Origin of the sequence: Duganella sp. SG902, assembly GCF_013376005.1 — a bacterium.
In the GTDB taxonomy this organism is placed as follows: Bacteria; Pseudomonadota; Gammaproteobacteria; order Burkholderiales; family Burkholderiaceae_D; genus Rugamonas.
The window spans coordinates 120181-144828 of sequence record NZ_JABMJK010000009.1 but is presented as its reverse complement, the minus strand read 5'-3'; the positions used below and the strand labels follow the sequence as shown (position 1 = coordinate 144828).

General features: G+C 63.8%; 23 protein-coding genes. 14 read left to right on the top strand and 9 right to left on the bottom strand.

Going from position 1 to position 24648, the window contains the following annotated elements; genetic code table 11:
- The first annotated feature begins 12 nt into the window (after positions 1–12).
- Genes FHW83_RS19515 through FHW83_RS19500 form a run of 4 tightly spaced genes read left to right on the top strand, consistent with a single transcriptional unit; the run spans position 13 to position 4316 of the window.
- Entirely contained in the window at positions 13–1383 is a 1371-nt protein-coding gene (locus tag FHW83_RS19515) for a glutamine synthetase family protein (protein ID WP_176648011.1), read from the top strand.
- A gap of 54 nt (positions 1384–1437) precedes the next feature.
- The gene (locus FHW83_RS19510) at positions 1438–2565 is read left to right on the top strand and encodes an ABC transporter ATP-binding protein (protein ID WP_176648010.1); all 1128 of its coding nucleotides are present in this window, start codon (positions 1438–1440) and stop codon (positions 2563–2565) included.
- Positions 2566–2577: 12 nt separating this feature from the next.
- Entirely contained in the window at positions 2578–3483 is a 906-nt protein-coding gene (locus FHW83_RS19505; protein WP_176648009.1) for an ABC transporter permease subunit, read from the top strand.
- A complete protein-coding gene (locus FHW83_RS19500; protein ID WP_176648008.1) occupies positions 3480–4316 on the top strand; it encodes an ABC transporter permease in 837 nt (278 codons plus the stop codon). Before FHW83_RS19505 ends, FHW83_RS19500 begins: the two co-directional genes overlap by 4 nt.
- Here FHW83_RS19500 and FHW83_RS19495 read toward each other — a convergent pair.
- Positions 4313–5848, bottom strand: a complete 1536-nt coding sequence (locus FHW83_RS19495; protein ID WP_176648007.1) for a PLP-dependent aminotransferase family protein — start codon at positions 5846–5848, stop codon at positions 4313–4315. The two genes, FHW83_RS19500 and FHW83_RS19495, sit on opposite strands and share 4 nt — an antisense overlap.
- A gap of 95 nt (positions 5849–5943) precedes the next feature.
- On the opposite strand from FHW83_RS19495, the gene FHW83_RS19490 reads away from it, so the two are divergent.
- From FHW83_RS19490 to FHW83_RS19450, 9 genes are all read left to right on the top strand, one after another.
- The gene (locus tag FHW83_RS19490) at positions 5944–6696 is read left to right on the top strand and encodes a gamma-glutamyl-gamma-aminobutyrate hydrolase family protein (RefSeq protein WP_176648006.1); all 753 of its coding nucleotides are present in this window, start codon (positions 5944–5946) and stop codon (positions 6694–6696) included.
- An 18-nt stretch (positions 6697–6714) separates the two neighbouring features.
- A complete protein-coding gene (locus FHW83_RS19485) occupies positions 6715–8085 on the top strand; it encodes a glutamine synthetase family protein (protein ID WP_176648005.1) in 1371 nt (456 codons plus the stop codon).
- Positions 8086–8094: 9 nt separating this feature from the next.
- On the top strand, positions 8095–9483 hold the full coding sequence (locus tag FHW83_RS19480; protein WP_176648004.1) for an aspartate aminotransferase family protein: 1389 nt from the start codon (positions 8095–8097) through the stop codon (positions 9481–9483).
- Between the two features lie 10 nt (positions 9484–9493).
- Positions 9494–10975 carry an aldehyde dehydrogenase gene (locus FHW83_RS19475; RefSeq protein WP_176648003.1) on the top strand — a complete coding sequence of 494 codons (1482 nt, stop codon included), beginning with the start codon at positions 9494–9496 and terminating at the stop codon, positions 10973–10975.
- Positions 10957–12264, top strand: a complete 1308-nt coding sequence (glnT, locus tag FHW83_RS19470; RefSeq protein ID WP_176648002.1) for a type III glutamate--ammonia ligase — start codon at positions 10957–10959, stop codon at positions 12262–12264. Before FHW83_RS19475 ends, glnT begins: the two co-directional genes overlap by 19 nt.
- Positions 12265–12278: 14 nt before the next feature.
- On the top strand, positions 12279–13616 hold the full coding sequence (locus tag FHW83_RS19465) for a glutamine synthetase family protein (RefSeq protein ID WP_176648001.1): 1338 nt from the start codon (positions 12279–12281) through the stop codon (positions 13614–13616).
- Entirely contained in the window at positions 13613–14965 is a 1353-nt protein-coding gene (locus FHW83_RS19460; RefSeq protein WP_176648000.1) for an aspartate aminotransferase family protein, read from the top strand. Before FHW83_RS19465 ends, FHW83_RS19460 begins: the two co-directional genes overlap by 4 nt.
- A gap of 79 nt (positions 14966–15044) precedes the next feature.
- Positions 15045–16112 carry an XRE family transcriptional regulator gene (locus tag FHW83_RS19455; RefSeq protein ID WP_176647999.1) on the top strand — a complete coding sequence of 356 codons (1068 nt, stop codon included), beginning with the start codon at positions 15045–15047 and terminating at the stop codon, positions 16110–16112.
- Positions 16113–16117: 5 nt separating this feature from the next.
- Positions 16118–16441 carry a DUF3368 domain-containing protein gene (locus FHW83_RS19450; protein WP_218106356.1) on the top strand — a complete coding sequence of 108 codons (324 nt, stop codon included), beginning with the start codon at positions 16118–16120 and terminating at the stop codon, positions 16439–16441.
- Here FHW83_RS19450 and panB read toward each other — a convergent pair.
- The 6 genes from panB to FHW83_RS19420 are packed head-to-tail and all read right to left on the bottom strand — an operon-like array spanning position 16438 to position 21795.
- Complete coding sequence (panB, locus tag FHW83_RS19445) at positions 16438–17316, bottom strand: 3-methyl-2-oxobutanoate hydroxymethyltransferase (RefSeq protein WP_176647997.1); 879 nt, start codon at positions 17314–17316, stop codon at positions 16438–16440. The two genes, FHW83_RS19450 and panB, sit on opposite strands and share 4 nt — an antisense overlap.
- 17 nt (positions 17317–17333) lie before the next feature.
- Complete coding sequence (gene folK, locus FHW83_RS19440) at positions 17334–17873, bottom strand: 2-amino-4-hydroxy-6-hydroxymethyldihydropteridine diphosphokinase (RefSeq protein WP_176647996.1); 540 nt, start codon at positions 17871–17873, stop codon at positions 17334–17336.
- Positions 17874–17898: 25 nt separating this feature from the next.
- Positions 17899–19314 carry a polynucleotide adenylyltransferase PcnB gene (pcnB, locus tag FHW83_RS19435; RefSeq protein ID WP_176647995.1) on the bottom strand — a complete coding sequence of 472 codons (1416 nt, stop codon included), beginning with the start codon at positions 19312–19314 and terminating at the stop codon, positions 17899–17901.
- Positions 19307–19978 carry an HAD family phosphatase gene (locus tag FHW83_RS19430; protein ID WP_176647994.1) on the bottom strand — a complete coding sequence of 224 codons (672 nt, stop codon included), beginning with the start codon at positions 19976–19978 and terminating at the stop codon, positions 19307–19309. The genes pcnB and FHW83_RS19430 overlap by 8 nt, the downstream gene beginning before the upstream one ends.
- Complete coding sequence (gene hda, locus FHW83_RS19425) at positions 19978–20664, bottom strand: DnaA regulatory inactivator Hda (protein WP_176647993.1); 687 nt, start codon at positions 20662–20664, stop codon at positions 19978–19980. The genes FHW83_RS19430 and hda overlap by 1 nt, the downstream gene beginning before the upstream one ends.
- Before the next feature lie 45 nt (positions 20665–20709).
- A complete protein-coding gene (locus FHW83_RS19420) occupies positions 20710–21795 on the bottom strand; it encodes an AI-2E family transporter (protein ID WP_176647992.1) in 1086 nt (361 codons plus the stop codon).
- A 151-nt stretch (positions 21796–21946) separates the two neighbouring features.
- Between FHW83_RS19420 and purM the strand changes: the two genes are divergently transcribed.
- Positions 21947–22990 carry a phosphoribosylformylglycinamidine cyclo-ligase gene (gene purM, locus FHW83_RS19415; protein WP_176647991.1) on the top strand — a complete coding sequence of 348 codons (1044 nt, stop codon included), beginning with the start codon at positions 21947–21949 and terminating at the stop codon, positions 22988–22990.
- A gap of 46 nt (positions 22991–23036) precedes the next feature.
- On the opposite strand, the gene FHW83_RS19410 is transcribed toward purM, so the two are convergent.
- Together FHW83_RS19410 and FHW83_RS19405 are read right to left on the bottom strand one after the other, a co-directional pair.
- Positions 23037–23327 carry a hypothetical protein gene (locus FHW83_RS19410; RefSeq protein ID WP_229224267.1) on the bottom strand — a complete coding sequence of 97 codons (291 nt, stop codon included), beginning with the start codon at positions 23325–23327 and terminating at the stop codon, positions 23037–23039.
- 82 nt (positions 23328–23409) lie between these two features.
- Positions 23410–24624: a 6-phosphofructokinase gene (locus FHW83_RS19405; protein WP_176647990.1), complete on the bottom strand. Its 1215-nt coding sequence runs from the start codon at positions 24622–24624 to the stop codon at positions 23410–23412.
- Positions 24625–24648: the final 24 nt, after the last annotated feature.

Sequence of the window (24648 nt, the reverse complement as noted above, 5' to 3'; positions counted from 1 at the left end):
CCTGGAACGCTCATGTCTATCCGTGAAAACTTTTCCGATGCCGATATGGACCAGTGGCTCAACGATAACCGAGTCACCGAGATTGAATGCCTGGTGCCCGACCTGACGGGCGTGGCGCGCGGGAAGATCCTGCCGCGCGCCAAATTCACGCAGGAGCGCGGCATGCGCATCCCCGAGGCGGTGCTGGGCATGACCGTCACCGGCAATTACCCGACCGAGGACGCGGCCTACGACCGCGCCATCTCCAACACCGACCGCGACATGATCCTGCGCGCGGACCCCGGCAGCATCACCACCGTGCCATGGGCCATCGACCCGACCGCGCAGGTGATCCATGACTGCTACTTCGCCGACGGCACGCTGGTCGACTTCGCGCCGCGCTCCGTGCTGCGTCGCGTGCTGAAACTGTATGCCGATAAGGGCTGGAAGCCGATCGTCGGGCCGGAGCTGGAGTTCTACCTCACCGAGAAAAATATCGACCCCGACCTGCCATTGAAAGCGCCGGTGGGGCGCAGCGGCCGCTCCGAGACCACGCGCCAGGTCTACAGCATCGACGCCGTCAACGAATTCGATCCTCTGTTCGAGGACATCTACGATTACTGCGCGCTGATGAATCTCGACGTGGACACGCTGATCCACGAAACCGGCGCCGGCCAGATGGGCCTCAACTTCCAGCATGGCGACGCCATGGCGCTGGCCGACAATGTGTTCTACTTCAAGCGCACCTTGCGCGAGGCGGCGCTCAAGCACGACATGTACGCCACCTTCATGGCCAAGCCGATGGCAGGCGAACCCGGATCGGCCATGCACGTGCATCAGAGCGTGAGCGACGTCGCCACCGGCCGCAACATCTTTAATATGCCGGACGGCTCGCCGTCGCCGCACTTCCGCCATTACATCGGCGGCTTGCAGCGCTACACGCCGGCCGCGATGGCGATTCTCGCGCCGTATGTGAACTCGTACCGCCGCATCGTGCGCCACACGGCGGCGCCGATCAACATCCAGTGGGGCATGGACAACCGCACCGTGGGCTTCCGCATTCCCATCTCCGGCGTGGAGCAGCGGCGGGTGGAGAACCGCATCATCGGCGCCGATGCCAATCCCTACCTGGCGATGGCGGTGACGCTGGCCTGCGGCTATCTGGGCATGATCGACCAGCTGGAACCGACGCCGATGTACATCGGCAGCGCCTACGACCATGTGTACGAGCTGCCGCAAGGCCTTCCGCAGGCGCTGGCGCTGATGCGGCAGGAGGACCGCCTGCGCGATGTGCTGGGCGAGCGCTTCGTCGACGTCTACACGGCCATCAAGGAACTGGAGCACCAGGAGTTCATGACCGTCATCAGCCCGTGGGAGCGGGAACACTTATTGCTGCATGTTTGAGCGCTGCCTTTATAATCACAGGTTTGGCCAATATCCTTTTAATTTTCTAACAACATGACCATAGAGCGAGCTGCTGAACCTTTCCTCCTGATCAAGAACCTGGTGAAGGAATTCGATGGCGTCCGTGCTGTCAATGACGTATCGGTTGCGATCAACAAGGGCGAAATCTTCGCACTGCTGGGCAGCTCGGGCTGCGGCAAGTCGACCCTGTTGCGCATGCTGGCCGGCTTTGAAACGCCGACTTCCGGCACCATCACGCTGGCCGGACAAGACATTGTCAGCGTGCCGCCGTACCAGCGCCCCATCAACATGATGTTCCAGTCGTACGCGCTGTTCCCGCACCTGTCGGTGTGGGACAACATCGCCTTCGGCCTGCGCCGCGACGGCCTGCCGAAGGACGAAATCGCCGCGCGCGTGGAAAAGATGCTGTCGCTGGTGCAGTTGAACGACTATGCCAAGCGCAAGCCGCACCAGCTGTCCGGTGGCCAGCAACAGCGCGTGGCGCTGGCGCGTTCGCTGGCCAAGCGTCCGCAGTTGCTGCTGCTGGATGAGCCGCTGGGCGCGCTGGATAAGAAGCTGCGCGAGCGCACGCAAATGGAACTGGTCAGCATCATCGAGGAAGTGGGCGTGACCTGCGTGATGGTCACCCACGACCAGGACGAGGCCATGAGCATGGCCACCCGCATTGCCGTGATGAGCGCGGGCCGCATCCTGCAGGTTGGCGCGCCGGACGAAATCTACGAAACGCCGAACTGCCGCTTCGTGGCGGACTTCATCGGCAGCGTGAACCTGTTCAATGGCAGCGTGGCGGAAGATGAGGCGGACCACGTCATCATCGATACGCCGGAAGGCAAGCATTACGTCACCCACGGCATCACCGGCACCATGGGCATGCCGGTGTCGGTGGCGGTGCGTCCCGAGAAAATCGCCGTGCAGGCGGAGGCGCCAACGCAGGAGCAGCGCGCCAAGGCGGCCGAACATGGCTACAACTGCGTGCAGGGCGTCATCACCGGCATTTCCTACTTCGGCAACGAGACCAGCTACCACATCACGCTGGACAGCGGCATGGTGCTCAAGGCGTCGCGCACCAACGTGGCGCGCCATGACGACGCGGCGCTCAAGCGCGACCAGCGCGTGTATGCCTGGTGGGACGGCGCCGACGTCGTCGTGCTGACCAGCTAAGGCAGGGCGCACATGAACTTCCTCAAGAACCTGTTCAAGCATCCGGGGCGCTCCACGGTCATCGCCGTGCCGTTCCTGTGGCTGACGTTTGCCTTCCTGATCCCGTTCCTGATCGTCCTGCGCATCAGCTTTACCGATCTGGATTCCGGCGACGGCAGCCCGTTCGGCACCCTGATGACGGTGGTGGACGGCGTGATCACGCTGAAGATCAAGATCGCCAACTACCTGTACATCGCGCAGGACGAGCTGTATGCGATCACCTATCTGAACTCGATCAAGTTCGCCGCGATCACGGCGGCGCTGTGCCTGATCATCGGCTACCCGTTCGCCTACTTCATGGCGCGCGCCAAGCCGGCCGTGCGGCCGGTGCTGCTGATGCTGGTGATGATGCCGTTCTGGACCTCCTTCCTGCTGCGTATCTACGCGTGGAAGGGCATCCTGGCCAACAACGGTATCCTCAACAGCTTCCTGATCGACATCGGCATGATCTCCGAGCCGCTGCACCTGATGAACACCAAGTTTTCGCTGATCATCGGCATGGTATATGCGTATTTGCCGTTCATGATCCTGCCGCTGTACGCCAACCTGGTGAAAATGGACGTGCGCTTCATCGAGGCGGCCGCCGACCTGGGGGCGACGCCGTGGCAGACCTTCTGGCGCGTGACGGTGCCGCTGTCGAAGTCGGGCATCATCGCCGGTACCATGCTGGTGTTCATCCCGGCGGTGGGCGAGTACGTGATTCCGGAACTGCTGGGCGGCCCCGAAACGCTGATGATCGGCCGCCAGCTGTGGGACGAATTCTTTACCAATAACGATTGGCCGCTGGCGTCCTCGGTGACGGTGGTGGTGATTCTGCTGATTCTTGTGCCGATGGCGATCTTCAATAAATATCAGGCGGAACAGGAGGCGCGCAAATGACGCAGTTCCTGCATCGCTGGTTCGGGCGCGGCTGGCTGTCGCTCGGTTATCTGTTCCTGTACATCCCGATCGTGGTGTTGGTGGTGTTCTCGTTTAACAGCTCGCGCCAGGACATGGTGTGGAGCGGCTTCTCGCTGCAGTGGTATGCGGCACTGCTGAACGACGCGGAGATCATCAGCGGCTTCGGGCTGTCCTTGCGCATCGCGCTGCTGACGGCCTGCGGCTCGGTCATCCTCGGCACCTTTGCGGCGTTTGTGCTGGACCGCTACCAGCGCTTTACCGGCCGCACGCTGTTCACCGGCATGGTGAGCGCGCCGCTGGTGATGCCGGAGGTGATCATCGGCCTGTCGCTGCTGCTGATGCTGGTGTCGGTGCAGAAGATGTTCGGCTTCCCCGAGCGCGGCCTTGTGACCATCTGGCTCGGCCACACCTTGCTGGGCATGGCCTATGCGACGGTGGTGGTGCAATCGCGGCTGCAGGAAATGAACAAATCGCTGGAGGAAGCGGCGATGGATCTGGGCTGCCGTCCGTTCCAGGTGTTCTTCCTGGTGACGCTGCCGAACATCAAGCAGGCACTGGGTTCGGCGTGGCTGCTGACGTTTACGCTGTCGCTGGATGACGTGGTGCTGTCGGCCTTCCTGTCCGGCCCCGGCTCGTCGACCATGCCGATCGTGATCTTCTCGCGTGCGCGCCTGGGCCTCGACCCGCGCGTGAACGCGGTGGCGGCGCTGACGATCCTGGTGGTCTCGATTGGTGTAATCGCATCGAGCCTTTACATCGCCCGCGCCGAGCGCCTGCGCTCCAAACAGCTGGCGGCCGCGGCCAAAGGCTAATCCCTGTCCAACGCGGCGCCGGAGATGACGGCGCCCAACTGGCGGCCGTAGTCGGTGATTTGCTCGGGCGTGCAGTAGGCGTAGCCGACCAGCAGCCCACGCCGCACCTGCGGCTTGAGGTAGTAGGTGGACAGCGCCTTGACCGAAATGCTCAACGCGGCGGCGCGCTGCGCCAGCGCCACGTCGTCCACGCTGTCCGGCAGTTCGACCACCAGGTGCAGGCCCGATTCTTCTTTCGAGATGCTGACGTTGCGTGGCAGCTGCCGCGCCAGCAAATGACGCAGCAGCTCGCGCCGTGCGCCGTAGGTCTGGCGGATCTTGCGCACATGGGTGGTGAAGTGGCCGAGTGTGATGAAGTCGGTCAGCGTGGCCTGCACGGTCAACTGGCCGGGGCGCTGCAAGTCGTACAGCGCGCTGCGGAAGGCGTCGATCAGCGCCGGTGGCACCACCAGATAGCCGACCTTGATGCCGGGATAGAGCACCTTGGAGAAGGTGCCCATGTAGAGCACACGGTCATCGTTGTCCAGGCCTTGCAGCGCGGCCAGCGGGCGGCCGGTGTAGCGGAATTCGCTGTCGTAATCGTCTTCCAGTATCCAGGCGTCCTTGCGCACGGCCACCTCCAGCAGATCGCGGCGGCGCGTGAGGCTCATCACCGCGCCGGTCGGGTACTGGTGCGATGGCGTGACGTAGATCAGGCGCGGCCTGGTGGCCAGGTCCGCCTCGTCCAGCGCCATGCCGTCGCTGTCGACGGTGATCGGGCGCAGCTTCAACTCGCGCGCCTGGAACACGCGCCGCGCGCCCCAGTAGCAGGGGTCCTCCACCCATGCGGTGTCGCCGGCATCGGCCAGCAACTGCGCGCACAGGTCCAGCGATTGCTGCGTGCCGGCGGTGATCAGCACTTGTTCCACCTCCACCTTCACCGAGCGCGAGATGCGCAGGTATTCAGTGATGGCCTGGCGCAGCGGCAGGTGGCCGCCGGACTGGCCGTAGTCCAGCAGGTCGTTGCGCGCCTCGCGCCAGATGCGGTTCTGCAGCCGCTGCCACAGCTTGAACGGGAACGATGAGAAATCCGGCTCGCCCGGCGCGAACGGCTGGATTTCGAATTGCGGCCCCGCCGCGTAGCTGGCCAGCTCCTGCCCGCGCCGCGACAGACGCGCAGGCCGCGCGACGGCCGTCGTGCCGCTCGCTGCGGCGCCGTGGGTGCGCGTGACGGGCTTGCCCTGTGGCGCGGCGCCAACACCCCGCATCGAGGCGCTGTGGGCCTGCAAATCGGCCACATAAGTGCCGCTGCCCTTGGTGCTGACCACATAACCTTCCGCCGCCAACTGCTCAAACGCCGCGATCACGGTATTGCGCGCGATGCCCAGATCCCGCGCCAGATCACGGCTGGATGGCAGTTTGCTGCCCGCCGCGAGCCGTTGCTGATGGATCGCGGCCTTGGCCGCCTCGTATAGCCTGCGCTGCTGGGGAAGGCGGGGATGGAAGCCGGATTGCGCCAGTGCGGTGGCCAGCAGGTCGGAAGTCGGGGACATCTGGAAAGTGGTTCTATCAAATATCAAAAAGTGGTGCTCACAATAATACCAAAATAGGCATATCATTTAGTTAAATCAAATAGATGAAAGCTTCTATGCGTAGCCCTGTCGTTTTGGTTCCCGCGTGCGTCAACCAGATTGGCCCGCACCTGTCTCACACCGCGCAGTTCAAATACGTGGCCGCCGTGGCCGACGGCGCGCGCTGCACCCCGCTGATCGTGCCCGCGCTCGGCGCGGCCACCGACTTTGAGGCGCTGCTGGCATTGGCCGACGGCGTGATGCTGACCGGCTCTCCCTCCAACGTCGACGCCGGCCTGTATGGCGAAGAAGTGCAGGACCCATCGTTGCCGCGGGACGCGGCGCGCGACGCCACCACGCTGCCGCTGATCCGTGCCGCCATCAAGCGCGGCATCCCGCTGCTGGCAATCTGCCGCGGCTTCCAGGAAGTGAATGTGGCGCTGGGCGGCACGCTGCATCAGGCGGTGCACGACGTGCCCGGCATGGCCGACCACCGCGAGAACAAGGATCACACGCTGGACCAGCAATACGCGCCTTCGCACCGCGTGCTGCTGGACCCCGGAGGGCGCATGACGCAGATCCTCGACGGAGCCGCCGAGATCATGGTCAACTCGCTGCACGGACAAGGCATCAAGCAACTGGCGCCCGGCCTCGCGGCGGAAGCGCGCGCCGACGACGGCCTGGTGGAGGCGTACCGCGTCGCGGACGCCAAGGGTTTCACGCTCGCGGTACAGTGGCACCCGGAGTGGCTTTTTTCCGAGAACCCGGACTCCGTCAAATTATTCAGAGCCTTTGGCGACGCCTGCCGCGCCTACAAGGCCGCCCGATAACAACAACGAGAGAAGCAAATGGCAATTCGCGAAAACTTTACGTATACCGATATGGACGTGTGGCTGAACGAGAAGCACGTCACAGAGATTGAATGCCTGGTGCCTGACCTGACCGGCGTGGCGCGCGGGAAGATCCTCCCGCGCGGCAAATTCACGCAGGAGCGCGGCATGCGCATTCCGGAAGCGGTGCTCGGCATGACCGTGACCGGCAACTACCCAACCGAGGATGCCGGCTACGACCGCGCCATCTCCAGCACCGACCGCGACATGATCCTGAAGGCCGACCCCACCACCATCACCATGGTGCCCTGGGCCACGGACCCCACCGCGCAGGTGATCCACGACTGCTACTTCGCCGACGGCCGCCTGGTCGATTTCGCGCCGCGCTCCGTGCTGCGCCGCGTGCTCAAGCTGTACGAGGACAAGGGCTGGAAGCCTGTGGTGGCGCCGGAACTGGAGTTCTACCTCACCGCCAAGAACAGCGATCCGGACCTGCCTTTGAAACCGCCGATCGGCCGCAGCGGCCGCGCGGAGACCAGCCGCCAGGTCTACAGCATCGACGCGGTGAATGAATTCGATCCGCTGTTCGAAGACATCTACGATTATTGCGACATGATGAACCTGGACGTGGACACGCTGATCCACGAAATCGGCGCCGGCCAGATGGAGATCAACTTCCTGCACGGCGATCCTCTCGGTTTGGGCGACAAGGTGTTCTTCTTCAAGCGCACCTTGCGCGAAGCGGCGCTCAAGCACGACATGTACGCCACCTTCATGGCCAAGCCGATGGCCGGCGAGCCCGGATCGGCCATGCACGTGCACCAGAGTGTGGTGGACGCCAAGACCGGCAAGAACATCTTCAGCTCTGAGGATGGTTCGGCCTCGCCGCTGTTCAAATACTACATCGGCGGCTTGCAACGCTACATGCCGTCCGCCATGGCGATCGTGGCGCCATATGTGAATTCCTATCGCCGCATCGTGCGCCACACGGCGGCGCCGATCAACATCCAGTGGGGCATGGACAATCGCACCGTGGGCTTCCGCGTGCCGGAATCCGGCGTGCAGGATCGCCGCGTGGAGAACCGGATCATCGGCGCGGACGCCAATCCCTACCTGGCGCTGGCGGTGACGCTGGCCTGCGGTTACCTCGGCATGACCGACCAGGTCGAGCCGACGCCGATGACGGTGGACAGCGCCTACGACCTGAAGATCGAGCTTCCGCAAGGCCTGCCGCAGGCGCTGCAACTGCTGCGTGCGGAGGACAAGCTGCGCACGGTGCTGGGCGACCGCTTCATCGACGTTTACGCCGCCATCAAGGATCTGGAGCATCAGGAATTCATGACCGTCATCAGCCCGTGGGAGCGCGAGCACCTGCTGCTGCACGTTTAAGGAGCCGCCATGAGCGATTACGATACCAGTGCGATTCAGAAGCTGGACACCGCACACTACATGCATCCGTTCACCGACCACAAGGCGCTGGGCGAGAAGGGCGCGCGCGTGATGGTGCGCGGCAATGGCATCTATCTGTGGGACTCGGAAGGCAAGAAAATCATCGATGGCATGTCGGGCCTGTGGTGCGTGAACGTGGGCTATGGCCGCACCAGCATTTCGGAAGCGGTGTACCAGCAGATGGAGACGCTGCCTTTCTATAACAGCTTCTTCAACACCACCAATGTGCCGGCGGTGCGGCTTGCGGCCAAGCTGGTGGAGATTTCGCCGCCGCAGTTCAATCATGTCTACTTCACCGGCTCCGGCTCGGAAGGCAACGACACCAATGTACGCATGGTACGCCGCTACTGGGATGTGTTGGGTTACAAGGACCGTCACACCATCATCAGCCGTCACAACGCCTACCACGGCAGCACCATGGCCGGCGCATCGCTGGGCGGCATGTCGGGCATGCACGAACAGGGCGGCCTGCCGATACCGGGCATTGTGCACATCGGTCAGCCGAACTATCTGGAGTCCGGACAAGGGATGACGGAAGAGGCATTCGGCATCGAGGCCGCGTCGTGGCTGGAGAAGAAAATACTGGAAGTCGGACCGGAGAAAGTGGCGGCGTTCATCGGTGAGCCGATACAGGGTGCGGGCGGCGTGATCATTCCGCCATCCACCTACTGGCCGGAGATCCAGCGCATTTGCGACAAGTACGGCATCCTGCTGATTGCCGATGAAGTGATCTGCGGCTTCGGCCGCGTGGGGCGCTGGTTTGCGTCCGAGCTGTTTGGCATCAAGCCGGACCTGATTACCTTTGCCAAGGGCGTGACCTCGGGCTATGTGCCGCTTGGCGGCGTGCTGGTGGGCGACCGTGTGGCCAAGGTGCTGATCGAGCAGGGCGGCGAATTCAATCACGGCTTCACCTATTCCGGCCATCCGGTGGCGTGTGCGGCGGCGCTGGAAAACATCCGCATCATCGAGGACGAAAAGCTGATCGAGCGCGTGGCGCAGGAAACCGGGCCTTATCTGAAACAGCGCTTTGCCGAACTGGCGGATCACCCGCTGGTTGGCTACGCCAACAGCTGCGGCTTCGTAGCCGGGCTGAATCTGGTGCGCAGCAAGGGCGCCACCGTGCATGAGAATGTGGCGTTCGACGAATCGCTGGCTGTCGGCATGGTTTGCCGCGGCTACATGTTCAACAACGGAATGATCATGCGCGCCGTCGGTGACCGCATGATCATCGCACCACCGCTGGTTCTGACGACGGCGCAGATCGATGAAATGCTGGCGTTGATCCGCCACTGCCTCGATCTGACCTACGCCGATGTGAAGGAACGCGGCTGGCTGTAAGGAGACGACTATGACGACATGGCACGAGAAAGCCGCCGCGCTGCAAGCTGACGGCCGCGCCTTCATCGGCGGTGAGCGGGTGTGGGCCAAATCGGAACAGCAGTTTGAGAACCTGTCGCCCATCGACGGGCGCAAGCTGGGTATGGTGGCGCGCTGCGATGGCGCCGACGTGGATATCGCTGTCGCGGCGGCGCGTGCGGCGTTCGATGATGGCCGCTGGGCCGGCAAGTCGCCGGCGCAGCGCAAGCGTGTGCTGGTCAAGTTCGCGGACCTGATGCAGAAGTACGGCCAGGAGCTGGCGCTGCTGGAAACGCTGGACATGGGGAAGCCAATCAAATACAGCCAGACCGTGGACGTGGGCGGCGCAGCCAACTGCATCCGCTGGTACGGCGAGGCGATCGACAAGATCTACGATGAGATTGCCCCGACGCCGGCCAACAGCCTGGCGCTGATCACGCGCGAACCGGTGGGTGTGGTGGCTGCCATCGTGCCGTGGAATTACCCGATGCTGATGGCGGCCTGGAAGATCGCGCCTGCGCTGGCGGCCGGGAACAGCGTGGTGCTCAAGCCATCCGAGAAGTCGCCGCTGACGGCGCTGCGGCTGGCGGAGATCGCGCTGGAGGCGGGCGTGCCGCCTGGCGTGTTCAATGTGCTGCCGGGCTTCGGCGCGGAGGCTGGCGCGGCGCTGGCGCTGCATATGGACGTGGATTGCATCGGCTTTACCGGCTCCACCCGCGTGGGCAAGCAGATCATGCAGATGGCGGGGCAGTCGAACCTCAAGCGGGCGTGGACGGAGTTGGGCGGCAAGTCGGCCAACATCGTGTGTGCGGATTGCCCGGATCTGGATGCGGCGGTGGAGGCGGCGATCGGCTCCATCTTCTTCAACCAGGGAGAGAGCTGCAACGCGCCTTCGCGTTTGTTTGTCGAGGCTTCGATCAAGGACCGCTTCATCGAGAAAGCGCTGGCGAAGGTGCCGGACTACGCGCCCGGCGATCCGCTGGACGAGAACACCGTCATGGGGGCCATCGTCGACGCCGCGCAGTTGAAAACGGTGATGGGCTACATCGAATCCGGCCGCGCGGACGGCGCGCGCTTGCTGGCGGGAGGCAGGCAGGCGCGCACGGACACCGGCGGCTATTACGTCGAGCCGACGTTGTTCGATCAGGTGGACAGCAGCATGAAGATCGCCCGCGAAGAGATCTTTGGTCCGGTGCTATCGGTACTGAGCTTTACCGACGTGCAGGATGCGGTGCGGCAGGCCAACGCCACGCAGTACGGCCTGCACGCGGCCGTGTGGACTGCGGACCTGAGCAAGGCGATTCAGACTTCGCGTGCGCTGCGTGCCGGCACGGTGCACGTCAACCAGTATGACGGCGACGACATCACCGTGCCGTTCGGCGGCTACAAGCAGTCCGGCAATGGCCGCGACAAGTCGCTGCACGCGTTCGATAAATACACGGAACTGAAGACCACATGGATACAGGTAGGGTAGAAGAGCTGCAGGGCGAACTGGCGGCGCAAGGCGTGCGTTACGTGTTCGCCCAGTTCACGGACATTCATGGTGCCGCCAAGGGCAAGCTGGTGCCGCTGGCGCACCTTGGCGACATCGTCTCGCCGGGCGCTGGCTTCTCCGGCCCGTCGATCTGGGGCACAGGCCTGCCGCGCAACGGTCCCCGCTCCGAGTACTATGGCCGCGCCGATCTGACCACCTTGCAGCCGATGCCATGGCTGCCCGGTTACGCGCGTGTGGTGTTGGATGGCCACGTCGGCGGCGAGCCGTTCGACGCTTGCCCACGCCAGGTGTTGCGCAAGCAGGTCGCGCGTCTGGCGGCGCGTGGGTGGACGCTGAACGCCGGCCTGGAGCCGGAGTTCTTCCTGCTGCAGAAAGGCGCGGATGGCTACGATGCCGAATCCGGCGACACGCTGGAAAAACCCTCCTACGATACCAAAAGCCTGCTGCGCCGCCGCTCCTTCCTCGACAAGCTGACCACTTCCCTCAACGAGTGCGGCCTTGGCGTCTATCAGATCGACCACGAAGACGCGACCGGCCAGTTTGAGGTGAACTACCACTACGCAGACGCGCTGCGCGCCGCGGACAACTTCATGCTGTTCAAAATGGCTGCGCATCACATCGCGGAAGAAGAGGGCATGCTGTTCTCCATGATGCCCAAGCCGTTCGCGGACCGGCCGGGCAGCGGCTTGCACTTCCACCTCTCGCTGGCGGATGCCAACGGCAACGAGGTCACCGCGCCGGTCAACCATTTCCTCGCCGGCCTGCTGCACCACGCGCCGGCGTTGACGGCGTTGTGCGCGCCCACCGTAAATTCGTACAAGCGTCTGATGTGCGGACAATCCCTGTCCGGAACCAGCTGGGCGCCGGCCTTCGTCGGCCATGGCGACAACAACCGCACGGTGGTGGCGCGTACCGTGCATCAGCGCATCGAGTGGCGCTTGCCAGACAGCTCGGCCAATCCCTACCTTGCATTGGCCGGTGTGATCGCGGCGGGTCTGGATGGCATCGACCGCCAGCTCGATCCCGGCGCGCCGGTCAATCAGGACGTCTACGAAATGAGCGACGCACAGCGCGCCGAACTCGGATTGCAACTGCTGCCGCAAAATCTGGGCGCGGCGACGCAGGCGCTGCGCGCGGATGCTGTCCTGACCGAATCGCTGGGCGCAGCCATCGTCCACGAATTCACGGCGCTGAAAAGCGCCGAGTGGATCGAATACAGCCAACACGTCAGCGCTTGGGAAACCGCGCGCTATCTGAACCGTTTTTGAGCAGGAGACCGTAAATGAGCCAGGCCATGAAGGACTTTCTACGCGAACGTAATATCCACGAGGTGGAGTGCGTCATCGCGGACATGACCGGCATCGCGCGCGGAAAAATCCTGCCCAAGGACCTGTTCCTGAACGAGGGGCAGATGCGGCTGCCCAAAAGCGTCCTGCTCAACACCGTCAACGGCGAGCAGCCCAACAACACGCCCTACGTCGGCGCTACCGATCCCGATATGATCTGCGTGCCGGACATCGCCACGCTGCGCCAGGTGCCGTGGGCGGCGGAGAATGTGGCGCTGGTGATCCACGATTGCCAGAACTTCGACGGCTCACCGGTCGGCTTGTCGCCGCGCGCCGTGCTGCGCAAGGTGCTGCGGCTATACGAGGATCGCGGCTGGCAGCCGGTGGTGGCGCCGGAAATGGAGTTCTACCTCGTGGCCCGCAGCAGCAATCCGCACGAGCCGCTGGCGCCGCCGTTGGGCCGCAGCGGCAAAACCGAGTCTGGCCGCCAGTCCTACTCCATCGACGCGGTGAACGACTTCGATCCTTTCTTCCTTGAGTTGTCGACGTTCTGCAAGCAGCACGATCTTGGCGTCGAAACGCTGATCCACGAAGCCGGCGCGGGCCAGATGGAAATCAACTTCACCCACGGCGAGGCGCTGGAGCTGGCGGACCGCGTATTCCTGTTCAAGCGCGCAGTGCGCGAGACGGCCTTAAGGCACGGCATCTTCGCCACTTTCATGGCCAAGCCGATGGAGACCGAGCCGGGAAGCGCGATGCACATTCACCAGAGCGTGCTGGATACCGCCACTGGGCAGAACATCTTCACGCGCAAGGATGGCGATGCCAGCGACTTGTTCTTCAACTACATCGCCGGGCTGGAAAAGTACATCGCGCCGGCGACGCTGCTGTTTGCGCCGCATGTGAATTCTTATCGTCGCCTGTCGCGCTTCATGTCGGCGCCGACCAATGTGCATTGGGGCTACGACAACCGCACCTGCGGCATCCGCATTCCCAACTCGGCGCCGGTCAATCGCCGCGTGGAGAACCGCGTGCCTGGCGTAGACGTAAATCCCTACCTGGCGATGGCGGCCACGCTGGCCTGCGGCTACCTCGGCATGACGCAAGGCCTCAAGCCGTCCGCGCCGACGTCGGACAGCGCGGAACATGTGCACGACCAGCTGCCGCGCAATCTGGAGGATGCCATCCAGCGCCTGCGCGAGTGCAAGCCGCTGAGCGACATCCTGGGCGAGTTGTTCGTGCAAGCGTTCTGTGAGGTGAAGGAACTGGAGTTCGCCACCTACAGCCGTGTCATCAGCTCGTGGGAACGCGAGCATCTGATGCTGCTCGTATGAGAGCGGGATTGAACTGGCAGCGCGTTCAGGCGCTGGTGGCAGCCGAACGCGCCAGCTACATCGCGCGCAATCCGGAGTCCGCGCGGCTGGCGGGAGAGGCCGCGCAGCATCTGCTGTTTGGCGTGCCGATGCACTGGATGAATGATTGGTCGACGCCATTCCCTCTGACCGTGCGCGAGGCGGCCGGCGCGTGCTTCCGCGATGCGGATAGCCACGAGTACATCGACTTCTGCCTGGGCGACACCGGCGCCATGTTCGGTCACGCACCGCAGCCGGTGGCGCAAGCCATCGCCCGCCAATCCGCGCGCGGCTATACCGCCATGCTGCCGTCGGAAGACGCTGGCCCGGTGGCGGCGGAGTTATCGCGGCGTTTTGGCTTGCCGTGCTGGCAGTTCGCGTTATCAGCTTCGGATGCCAATCGCTTCGTGTTGCGCTGGCTGCGCGCGGCGACAGGACGGAGCAAGGTGCTGGTCTTCAATGGTTGCTACCACGGCACCGTGGACGACGTATTTGTCGATCTGGTCAACGGCGTGCCGACGCAGCGCGACAGCCTGCTCGGCCAGGTCTACAAGCTGACGGATCACACCGTGGTAGTGGAGTTCAACGACCTGCCAGCTCTGGAGGCGGCGCTGAAGCAGGGCGACATCGCCTGCGTGCTGGCCGAGCCGGTGATGACCAACGTCGGCATGGTGCTGCCGCAGCCGGGCTTTTGGGACGCCGCGCAGCAGCTCATCAGACAGCATGGCGCGCTATTGGTGATCGATGAAACCCACACCATCAGCAGCGGTCCCGGAGGCTACGCCCGCGCCCACGGCATGCAGCCGGACGCGCTGGTGATCGGCAAGCCTATCAGCGGCGGCGTTCCCTGCGCGGTGTATGGATTTACGGAGGAACTGGCGCGCCGCGTGGAGCGCGCCAAGCGCAGCGCACCGCCGGGACATTCCGGCATCGGCACCACGCTCAGCGCGAATATGTTCGCCATGGCCGCGATGCGCGCGAATCTTGAAGAAGTGATGACGGAGCAGGCCTACCAGCACATGTTCGCGCTGGCGGCACAACTGGCCGATGGCCTGCGCGACGTGATCGGGCGGCATCAACTGCCTTGGTGCGTCACGCAAATCGGCGCCCGCACCGAATTCCAGTTCACCCTAACAGCGCCACGCAACGGCTCAGAAGCGCAGGCCGTGATGGACAGTGAACTGGAGCAGGCTATCCATCTCTACCTGCTCAACCGCGGCCTGCTCATCACGCCCTTCCACAACATGCTGCTGGTTTGTCCTGCTACGACAGTTCGTGATACCGCACAGCTAATGTCAGCGTTTGACGACTGTTTGGCCGGACTCACTTGAGTCATATCAAGCGGAAGTTTACAAATTAAGTTAAAATAACTAAAAATGTAAACCGCAATCGCTCGGTCGAGGGGGAATCATGATAGGAAAACGGCTCTACCGGGCACGTAAGGCGGCCGGCCTTTCTCTGCGCGAGTTGGCGGCGAAGGTCGACTTATCGCACGCGGCCATTAAAAAATACGAGGACGAAGTTGCGATCCCCAATTCTGCAATCCTGCTTAAGCTAGCGCAAGCCTTGCAGGTACGTACAGAATACTTTTTCCGGCCCGAGACGGCTGCGTTGGATGGCATCGAATATCGCAAGCGCGGGACATTATCCAAGAAGCGCCTCGACGCTATTGAGCATGAAGTAATTGACCAGATTGAGCGCAGTATCGAGCTTGAAGGACTGTTCCCTGTGCCGCCGTTGGCGAATTTTGCTCCGGTCGAGGGCTTGCCAAAGAAAGTAGATGACCTTGCTCAGATTGAGGGCGTGGCTGAACGTGTGCGCAACGCATGGGCGCTCGGCTATGCGCCAATTCGGGAGTTAATCGATGTGCTGGAGACGCACGGCATCCGGGTGTTCATGATTGATGCCAATGCCGATCCCAAGTTCGATGGACTGGCCGCTTCGGTCAATGGCATGCCTGTAATTGTGGTCGCAAGCAATTGGCCCGGGGATCGCCAACGCTTTACCATGGCGCATGAGCTTGGGCATCTGATGCTTGCCAATCGCCTGGCAGCGGAGATTGACGAGGAGCTTGCATGCAACCGTTTCGCAGGTGCGTTCCTTTTGCCGCGCCAGGCTGCATTGCAGGAGCTTGGGCGGCATCGCAGCTTTATTGAACTCAAGGAGCTTGCGTTGTTAAAGGCGGAATTCGGATTGAGCATGAGCGGCGTGTTGTATCGCGCGCGTGATCTGGGCATCGTCACACATGCATGGCGGGATGAACAGGCACGTGTGTTCCGGCAGCAAGGGTGGCATATAACGGAACCCGGTGCCGCCTATCCAGTAGAGCAACCGCACGTGTTTGAACAGTTGATTTTCCATGCATTGGCTGAGGATTACATCGGCGAATCCAAGGCAGCAGAATTGATGGGTATGCATATTGGTGCCTTCCGCAAGTTGCGATCCTTGGAAGGCGGCCATGCTGCTTCTTATCAGTGATGCGAATGTCCTTATTGATATTGGTCGCCATAGTAGAAGTTTTGTCGCAACGCTATCGCCGCCCGAGTCGTAATGATTTGTTTGCGTTGGTGCTGGCCGCGAGCGAAGCTTGCCCCTTGCTCACTGGTGACAGAGATTTACGTGCAGCGGCAGAGAGTGAAGGTGTGGACGTGTTCGGCACATTGTGGCTGGTGACGGAGATGGTCCGTACGCAGAAAATTTCTGCACATGTCGCGCGGGCCGCATATCAGCGGATGCGTGATAGCGGCCGGAGGCTGCCGTGGGACGAGGCCGAGCGTTTGCTTGCCGGCCTCGATGAGCTGGCTTAGAAGCAGTGTTCCAATGCCGGGAAGCTGCCGTCCTTGACGGCGGTGACGTAGGCGCTGATGGCAGCGTCGATGCTGGTCTGGCCTTCCATGAAGTTTTTCACGAAGCGCGCTTTGCGGCCCGGGAAGACGCCTAGCAGGTCATGCATCACCAGCACCTGGCCCGAGCAGTCCGGGCCCGCGCCGATGCCGATGGTTGGAATCGACAGCAGCTCGGTCACTTCCTTGCCCAGCGCCGAAGGAATCGCCTCCAGCACCACGATCGAGGCGCCGGCGGCCTGAATCTTCAACGCGTCGGCCTTCAACAGATCGGCGCTTTCGGTGGTCTTGCCCTGCACCTTGTAGCCGCCCAGCTGGTGCACCGATTGCGGCGTCAGGCCGAGGTGGGCGCACACCGGCACGCCGCGCTCGGTCAGGAATTTGATGGTGTCGGCCAGCCATGCGCCGCCTTCGATCTTGACCATGTGCGCGCCGGCCTGCATCGCCAGCACGGCGTTGGCGTACGCCGTTTCCGGTGTGCCGTAGGCGCCGAACGGCAGGTCGGCCACGATCATGGCGTTCTTGGTGCCGCGCGCCACGGAGGCGGTGTGGTAGACGATGTCGGTCATGGTGACCGGCAGTGTCGATTGATGACCGGCGCACACCATGCCCAGCGAATCACCGATCAGCAGGATTTCGACGCCGCAGCGGTCCATCAGCGAGGCGAAGCTGGCGTCGTAGCAGGTCAGCATGGTGATCTTCTCGCCGGCGTTGCGCAGCGTGGCCAGGGTGTTGACGGTGACGGCTTTCGATACGACCGCTTTGGCCGGTGCAGGTGCGTTGGCGTCGGCGGGCTTTTGGCTCGCGGCCAGTTCGTTTCCTTGCAGGTATCCAGACATGGTAAATCCTTTACTGATTAAATCGGGCTGATGCCCTGACCGGCCACGCCGGCGGCATACTGCGACGCCGCGCCATGGCCGGGAATATGAATCGATGGCGCCAGTTCCAGCAGCGGCACCAGCACGAACGCGCGCTCGGTCATGCGCGGGTGCGGCACCGTCAGCGTGGGGCTGTTGATGGTGGCGTCGCCATACAGTAGCAGATCCAGGTCGAGCGTGCGCGGGGCGTTGCGGTAAGGCCGTTCGCGGCCGTGCGCCTGTTCGATGGCTTGCAGTGCTTGCAGCAGGACTTCCGCGTCCAGCGTGGTGGCGATGCGGGCGACGGCGTTGATGTAGTCGTCGCCGCTGGAATCGATGGGGGCGGTGCGGTACAGCCGCGATGCGGCCATCAGGGTGCAGCCCGGCTGGCGTTGCAGGCGGTCCAGCGCATCCAGCACGTTGGCGCGCGCATCGCCCAGATTGGCGCCGATGCCGATGTAGGCGAGGGTGAAGGCGAACGGCGCCTTCTCATCCTGCGGCGTGGCGGGCGCAAGGCCCGCTGTGATGGCGGTGTTCATGACGCGATGGGCCGATGGGCGTTGCTCAGTCGGCGCCGCCGTCGTGCGCTGGCGCAGCGTTGTCCGCGCCGGCGCCTTCGCCGCCGCGATTGCGGTTACGGCCGCCACGGCGCGGGCCGCGCTTGCGCTTGGCTCCACCCGCGCCGCCGTTGCCGCCGCCGGACGTCTGGCTGGCCGAGGAAATCAAGTCCTCGCGCGAGGCTTCGTCGCTTTCGTAGAAGGCGGTCCACCATTCGCCGATCTCGGCGTCGATCTCGCCCGAGGCGCAGCGCAGCAGCAGGAAGTCGTAGCCGGCGCGGAAGCGCTGGTGTTCCAGCAGCTTGTGCGGCGCCTTGCCGGTGCGGCGCTCGAAGCGCGGCTGCATGGCCCAGATGTCGCGCATGTCGGAGCCGATCTTGCGCTGCAAGGCCAACTTCTCGGTCTGCGAATCGAGCACGTCGTCGGCCGCCAGGTGCAGCGCCGGAATGGTCTGTTCGCCGGCCGCGCGGTAGGCTTCCCACTTCTCCAGCACCTGATGCCACAGCAGCGAGGCAAACAGGAAGCCGGGCGACACGGTCTTGCCGGCATGGATGCGGGCGTCGGTCGAATCCAGCGCCAGCGTCACGAACTTGAAGCCCATCGGCTGTTCCAGCACCACGTCCAGCAGCGGCAACAGGCCGTGATGCAGGCCTTCCTTGCGCAGCTGCTGCAGGCAGGCCAGCGCGTGGCCGCTCATCAGGAGCTTGAGCATTTCGTCGAACACGCGCGCGGCCGGCACGTTGTTGATCAGCGGCGCCATGACCTTGATCGGCGCGCCGGTTTCCGGCTCGATGGAGAATTTCAGCTTGGCGGCGAAGCGCACCACGCGCAGCATGCGCACCGGGTCTTCGCGGTAGCGCTCTTCCGGCTTGCCGATGATGCGCAGCGTTTTGGCGCGGATGTCCTCGATGCCGCCGTGGTAGTCCAGCACCTGCTGGTTGGCCGGGTTGTAGTACATGGCGTTGATGGTGAAGTCGCGGCGCTCCGCGTCTTCCGCCTGCGAGCCGAAGGTGTTGTCGCGCAAAACGCGGCCGTGTTCATCCTTGGGCGCGTTGGCCGAGGTGGTGCCGCGGAAGGTGGTCACTTCCAGCAGGTCGTTGCCGAACATGACGTGCACGATCTGGAAGCGCTTGCCGATGATGAAGGCGCGGCGGAACAGGCGCTTGACCTGCTCCGGCGTGGCGTTGGTGGCGATGTCGAAGTCTTTCGGCTTCACGCCCAGCAGCAGGTCGCGCACCGCGCCGCCCACCACGAAGGCTTCGTAGCCAGCTTCCTGCAGCGTGCTGGTGACGCGGATGGCGTTGTTGGACAGCAGGCGCGGGTCGATGCCGTGGGCTTCTGGCCCCAGCACCACCGGCGTGTTTGCGTCGCGGGCCGCTTTACTCTTGGTGCCGAGGATTTTGCGGATCAGTTTCTTAATCATTGAACAGCTCAATTAATTGCCAGCCGTTGGCGGCGGCGTGCGTTTTCAGTTTTTCATTGGGGTTGGTCGCCACCGGATGGCTGACGATGGACATCAGCGGCAAATCGTTGTGCGAATCGCTGTAGAAGTGGACGGTCTCAAAGTCCTCCAGCTTCTTGCCCATTTTTTCCAGCCACGCCTTGGTGTGGACGATCTTGCCCGCGCCCTGGGTCGGGGTGCCCAGCAGCTTGCCGGTCAGGTTGCCCTCGGCGTCCACTTCCGGCATGGCCGCGATCAGGTGCTCCACGCCCAGCGCCTTGGCGATCGGCGCCGTCACGAAGTGATTGGTGGCGGTGACGATGGCCACCAGGTCGCCGGCGTCCAGGTGCTTTTGCAGCAGCGCGCGCGCCGCTGGGCGCAGGGCCGGTTCGATCACTTCGGCCATGTACTGGGCCTGCATCGCCTCCAGCTTCGCACGCGGGAAGCCGGCCAGGGTACCCAGCGCGAACTCCAGGTATTCTACCGGATCGAGCGTGCCGGCCTGGTATTGGGCGAAGAACTCGCGGTTGCGGCGGTCGAATTCGGCGGCGTCCACGGCGCCGATGCGCACCAAAAACTGACCCCATTCGAAGTCGGAGTCGATCGGCAGCAGGGTGTGGTCGAGGTCAAAAAGGGCGAGTTTCATTATTCTTTCGCTTCCGCCTGCAGCCACTCGCGCAGCAGCGGCAGAGTGATGGGGCGTTGGGTTTCAAGGGAATACTGGTCCAGCGAATCGAGGATGGTCGACAGCGACCGCATGTCGCGCTGGAAGTGAGACAGCAAGTAGGGTATCACGCCGGCCGACAGCGTCAAGCCGCGCGCCGCCGCCGCCGCCGCCAGGGCGGCGCTCTTCTCGTCGTCGGTCAGGCCGTGGATCTGGTAGATCAGGCCCCAGCCCATGCGCGTGCGCAGGTCCTCGCGCACCGGCAGCACGGCCGGCGCCACGTTGCCGCTGCAGACCATGAAGGCGTTGTTGGCGCGGATTTCATTGAACAGGGCGAAGGCGTCGATCTGCGCCACCGGCGACAGCTTCTCGCAGTCGTCCAGCAGGTACAGGTCCACGTCCGGCGAGTAGACGAATTCCGACTCGATCGAGAACGGCGAGATATAGCGCGCGCGCAGCTGGTCTTCCTCGCTGCCGGCGCTGGCCAGCGCCTTGAGCAAGTGCGATTTGCCGACGCCGACCGCGCCCCACAGGTAGGCGAAATGCTCGCGCGACGTGCGGCTGGCGAACTGCCGCATCAGCGCCGCCGCCTCGGCGTTCTGTCCTACCTCGAACGATGCGAGGCTGTGCGTGGGTTCCGCGCCTAAATCGAGCACCAGCTGTTTCATGGCGTTCGCCTTGTGGTCTTTTGCATAACGTTTTTTTGTTTCACATCATGCATTATAAAAGCTGCTGCTCAGATAGTGGCGGCGCAGGTGCTTAAACGCCACCATCAGCACCGCCGACGCGGGCAGGGCCAGCAGCACGCCGACGAAGCCGAACAGCTGGCCGAAGGCCAGCAGGGCGAAGATCACGGCCAGCGGGTTGAGGCCGATGCGCTCCCCCACCAGGCGCGGGGTCAGGAAGAAGCCCTCCAGCACCTGGCCGAAGCCGTAGATCACGGCCACAGCGATCAGGCCGCTGAAGTCGGTGAATTGCAGCACCGCCGAAATCAGCGCCAGCACCAGCCCCAGGCCGAAGCCCAGGTAGGGGATGAACACCAGCAGGCCGGTCAGGATGCCGACCGGCAGGGCGACGTCGAAGCCGGCGATGGCCAGCGCCACCGAGTAGTAAATCGCCAGCACCAGCATCACCAGCAGCTGGCCGCGCAGGTACTGGGCCAGCAGGGTGTCGACCTCGTTGGCCATGCCCATGGTGGCCACGATGTAGCGGCGCGGCACGCAGTTGGCGATGCGCGCCAGCATGGCGTGCCAGTCCAGCAGCAGGTAGAACAGCACCACCGGCACCAGCACCACGGTGGCCAGCCAGCCCAGCACGGCGGTGCCGCCGACGCGGGCGGAATTCAGCACGGCGGCCCAGATGGCGTCGCCGGAGGCGGCCAGCTGGTCGGAGGCCAGCTGCTTGATGCCGGCGCTGTCCAGCCGCACGTTCAGGCCGAGGTCGCGCAGCCTTGGCGCCAGCAGGTCGTTGATCTTGACCAGAAAGGCCGGGATCTGCGCCTGCAGCAGCGGGATTTCCTTCTGCAGCACCGGCACCACGATCAGCACCAGCGCGGTGATGGCGGCGAAGAACAGCGTCACCACGATCAGCACCGACAGCGCGCGCGGCATGGTCAGGCGGCGGCCGAAGCGGATGCGGTCCAGGCGGTCGACACCGGGATTGAGGGCGTAAGCGAAGATGGCGGCGGCCAGGAAGGGCGTCAGCACCGGCCCCAGCGTCACCAGCAGGAAGAAGAACGCAGCCCAGACCGCCAACCAGAATGCCGTTTGCTTTTGCTCTACCGTGAGGGGAAATGGCATGGGGGATGAATTCGATGGTTAAAAAGGCGGTTGGACGGGGCAATTTTGATAAAATAGCGGATTGACCGGGTTTTATTGCATATTTTCGTGCGTTTTTGTCACGAAATCGGTCTCCGCCTTCTATTTTACCGCCTCCGCTGCGAAATACACCATGAGCCAAACTACTAATGTTTCCCTGTCCTACCGTGACGCCGGCGTCGATATCGACGCCGGTGATGCCTTAGTCGAAGCAATCAAGCCGTACGCCAAGCGCACCATGCGCGAAGGCGTGCTGGCCGGCTTGGGCGGTTTCGGTGCGATGTTCGAGATCAGCAAAAAGTACAAGGAGCCTGTGCTGGTGTCCGGCACGGACGGCGTAGGCACCAAGCTGAAGCTGGCGTTTGAGCTGAACCGCCACGACACCGTCGGCATCGACCTGGTGGCCATGAGCGTGAACGACATCCTGGTGCAGGGCGCTGAGCCGCTGTTCTTCCTCGACTACTTCGCCTGCGGCAAGCTGGACGTGGCGACCGCCGCCAACGTGATCAAGGGCATCGCCCAGGGTTGCGAGCAGGCCGGCTGCGCGCTGATCGGCGGCGAAACCGCCGAGATGCCATCGATGTACCCGGACGGCGAGTACGACCTGGCCGGTTTCGCGGTGGGCGCGGTGGAAAAATCGAAAATCATCGACGGCACCAAGATCGCGCCGGGCGATGTGGTGCTGGGCCTGGCCTCGTCGGGCGTGCACTCGAACGGTTACTCGCTGGTGCGCAAGATCATTGAAGTGTCCAAGCCGGATCTGCAGGGCGACTTCCACGGCCGTCCGCTGGCCGACGTGCTGATGGCGCCGACCCGCATCTACGTCAAGCCGCTGCTGGCGCTGATGGAGTCGATTGAAGTCAAAGGCATGGTGCACATCACCGGCGGCGGCCTGGTGGAAAACATTCCACGCGTGCTGCAGCCTGGCCTGGTGGCCGAGCTGGACTCGAAGTCGTGGACCCTGCCGCCACTGTTCCAGTGGCTGCAACAGCACGGTGGCGTGGCCGATGCCGAGATGCACCGCGTGTTCAACTGTGGCATCGGCATGACCGTGATCGTCTCGGCGGACAACGCGGCGGCGGCCAAGGCCCAGCTGGAAGCGGCCGGCGAGACCGTCTACACCATCGGCAAGATCCGCGCCCGCGTGGGCGACGAGCACCAGACCATCGTCGTGTAACTGGCGATGGCTGAATGAAAAAGCGGACCTTGATGGTCCGCTTTTTTTATTTGCGATCCTGCGGCGGAGGTGGCGGTGGCGGGGCGCCGTCCGGCAGGACGGCGAAGGCTTCGCGCAATTTCTTGCAGGTGCCTTTGACGGTTTCCCCGCGGCGGCCTTTGAATTCGGCCTTGGCGCCTTCGGCCTTGCCCTTGCAGGCGGCGATGGCTTCCGGCGGCGGACCTGGCGGCGGGCCATCCCCACGCTGGCCGTCCGGACGCGGACCATTTTGCGCCGAGGCGCCCGCCGCGCAGGCGGCCAGGGCCGCGCACAGCATCCAGTGTTTCATCAACTTCATGCAAATCCCCTGATAACAATGAGCTGCCATTATCTTGCGCCCATCTGTTAGCCGCGGTCAAGGCGCTGTAAAGCACGGTAAATCAGCGCTTGAGGATTTTCTCCACCGGCGCCGGACGCAGGCGGAATGCGTCGGGCAGGCCGGAGCCGAGCAGGGGACGCAGGTACATGCGGAAGGCGTCGGTGACGTCGGTGCCGTTGGCGGCGATGAATTCGTCCTCCATCACGCGCGTCTTGCCGGCCACCGCGCTCAGCGGCAGCAGTTCGTAGTCGACCGAGTAGAAGCCGGTGCGCTTGATTGCCACCGAGCCGTCGCGGTCGCCCCACATGGCGAACTGCACCGCCTTCTCGCCCACCTCGCGCGCTTCGCGCTGGTCCACGTCCGACACGCAGCCGATGAAGGAGCGCTGCAAGTACCCGAACGTATCGCCGCGCACGCGCTTGATGCCGAGCCTGGCCTTGATCTCGTCGCACAGCAGGTCGGCCAGCGCGCCGGTGCCGGACAGCTGCACGTTGCCGTGGGCGTCGCGCTCCACTTCTTTCGCCAGCAAGGAGGCGATCGCTTCGCCGCTGGCATCGTGGATGCCTTCCGAGACCGCGATCACGCAGCGGCCGTAACGCTCGTACACCGCCTTCACATCGGCCAGGAACTGTTCAAGAGAAAACACACGCTCCGGCAGGTAGATCAGGTGCGGACCGTCGTCCGGGAATTTCTTGCCGAGCGCGGCGGCGGCGGTCAGGAAGCCGGCGTGGCGGCCCATCACCACGCCCACGTACACGCCCGGCAGCGAGGCGTTGTCCAGGTTGGCGCCGGCGAAGGCCTGCGCCACGAAGCGCGCCGCCGACGGGAAACCGGGCGTGTGGTCGTTACCCACCAGGTCATTGTCAATGGTCTTGGGGATGTGCATGCAGCGCAGCGCGTAATTGGCCGCCTGCGCCTGCTCGCTGACGATGCGCACGGTGTCCGACGAATCGTTGCCGCCGATGTAGTAAAACTGCTCGATCTGGTGCGCCTGCAGCACCTTGAAGATCTCCTGGCAATACGCCTCGTCCGGCTTGTCGCGCGTGGAGCCGAGCGCGGAGGAGGGCGTGGCCGCCACCAGCTCGAGGTTGTGGCTGGTCTCGCGGGTGAGGTCGACCAGATCCTCGTTGACGATGCCGCGCACGCCGTGCAGCGCGCCATACACCCGCGTGACGTCGCGGAAGCGGCGCGCCTCCAGCACCACGCCCGCCAGCGACTGGTTGATGACGGCGGTCGGCCCGCCTCCCTGTGCCACCAAGATTTTTCCCGACGCCATGTTCGCTCCTCCCAGGTGAACTGA

Bases quoted from the DNA above. Each gene is read 5' to 3' on its own strand.
- panB (WP_176647997.1), bottom strand. From the start codon at position 17,316: ATGTCTGGATACCTGCAAGGAAACGAACTGGCCGCGAGCCAAAAGCCC.
- FHW83_RS19450 (WP_218106356.1), top strand. From the start codon at position 16,118: ATGTCCTTATTGATATTGGTCGCCATAGTAGAAGTTTTGTCGCAACGC.
- FHW83_RS19505 (WP_176648009.1), top strand. From the start codon at position 2,578: ATGAACTTCCTCAAGAACCTGTTCAAGCATCCGGGGCGCTCCACGGTC.
- FHW83_RS19455 (WP_176647999.1), top strand. From the start codon at position 15,045: ATGATAGGAAAACGGCTCTACCGGGCACGTAAGGCGGCCGGCCTTTCT.
- FHW83_RS19465 (WP_176648001.1), top strand. From the start codon at position 12,279: ATGAGCCAGGCCATGAAGGACTTTCTACGCGAACGTAATATCCACGAG.
- FHW83_RS19480 (WP_176648004.1), top strand. From the start codon at position 8,095: ATGAGCGATTACGATACCAGTGCGATTCAGAAGCTGGACACCGCACAC.
- FHW83_RS19495 (WP_176648007.1), bottom strand. From the start codon at position 5,848: ATGTCCCCGACTTCCGACCTGCTGGCCACCGCACTGGCGCAATCCGGC.
- purM (WP_176647991.1), top strand. From the start codon at position 21,947: ATGAGCCAAACTACTAATGTTTCCCTGTCCTACCGTGACGCCGGCGTC.
- FHW83_RS19420 (WP_176647992.1), bottom strand. From the start codon at position 21,795: ATGCCATTTCCCCTCACGGTAGAGCAAAAGCAAACGGCATTCTGGTTG.
- FHW83_RS19475 (WP_176648003.1), top strand. From the start codon at position 9,494: ATGACGACATGGCACGAGAAAGCCGCCGCGCTGCAAGCTGACGGCCGC.
- FHW83_RS19405 (WP_176647990.1), bottom strand. From the start codon at position 24,624: ATGGCGTCGGGAAAAATCTTGGTGGCACAGGGAGGCGGGCCGACCGCC.
- pcnB (WP_176647995.1), bottom strand. From the start codon at position 19,314: ATGATTAAGAAACTGATCCGCAAAATCCTCGGCACCAAGAGTAAAGCG.
- FHW83_RS19500 (WP_176648008.1), top strand. From the start codon at position 3,480: ATGACGCAGTTCCTGCATCGCTGGTTCGGGCGCGGCTGGCTGTCGCTC.
- FHW83_RS19490 (WP_176648006.1), top strand. From the start codon at position 5,944: ATGCGTAGCCCTGTCGTTTTGGTTCCCGCGTGCGTCAACCAGATTGGC.
- hda (WP_176647993.1), bottom strand. From the start codon at position 20,664: ATGAAACAGCTGGTGCTCGATTTAGGCGCGGAACCCACGCACAGCCTC.
- FHW83_RS19430 (WP_176647994.1), bottom strand. From the start codon at position 19,978: ATGAAACTCGCCCTTTTTGACCTCGACCACACCCTGCTGCCGATCGAC.
- FHW83_RS19410 (WP_229224267.1), bottom strand. From the start codon at position 23,327: ATGAAGTTGATGAAACACTGGATGCTGTGCGCGGCCCTGGCCGCCTGC.
- folK (WP_176647996.1), bottom strand. From the start codon at position 17,873: ATGAACACCGCCATCACAGCGGGCCTTGCGCCCGCCACGCCGCAGGAT.
- glnT (WP_176648002.1), top strand. From the start codon at position 10,957: ATGGATACAGGTAGGGTAGAAGAGCTGCAGGGCGAACTGGCGGCGCAA.
- FHW83_RS19510 (WP_176648010.1), top strand. From the start codon at position 1,438: ATGACCATAGAGCGAGCTGCTGAACCTTTCCTCCTGATCAAGAACCTG.
- FHW83_RS19515 (WP_176648011.1), top strand. From the start codon at position 13: ATGTCTATCCGTGAAAACTTTTCCGATGCCGATATGGACCAGTGGCTC.
- FHW83_RS19485 (WP_176648005.1), top strand. From the start codon at position 6,715: ATGGCAATTCGCGAAAACTTTACGTATACCGATATGGACGTGTGGCTG.
- FHW83_RS19460 (WP_176648000.1), top strand. From the start codon at position 13,613: ATGAGAGCGGGATTGAACTGGCAGCGCGTTCAGGCGCTGGTGGCAGCC.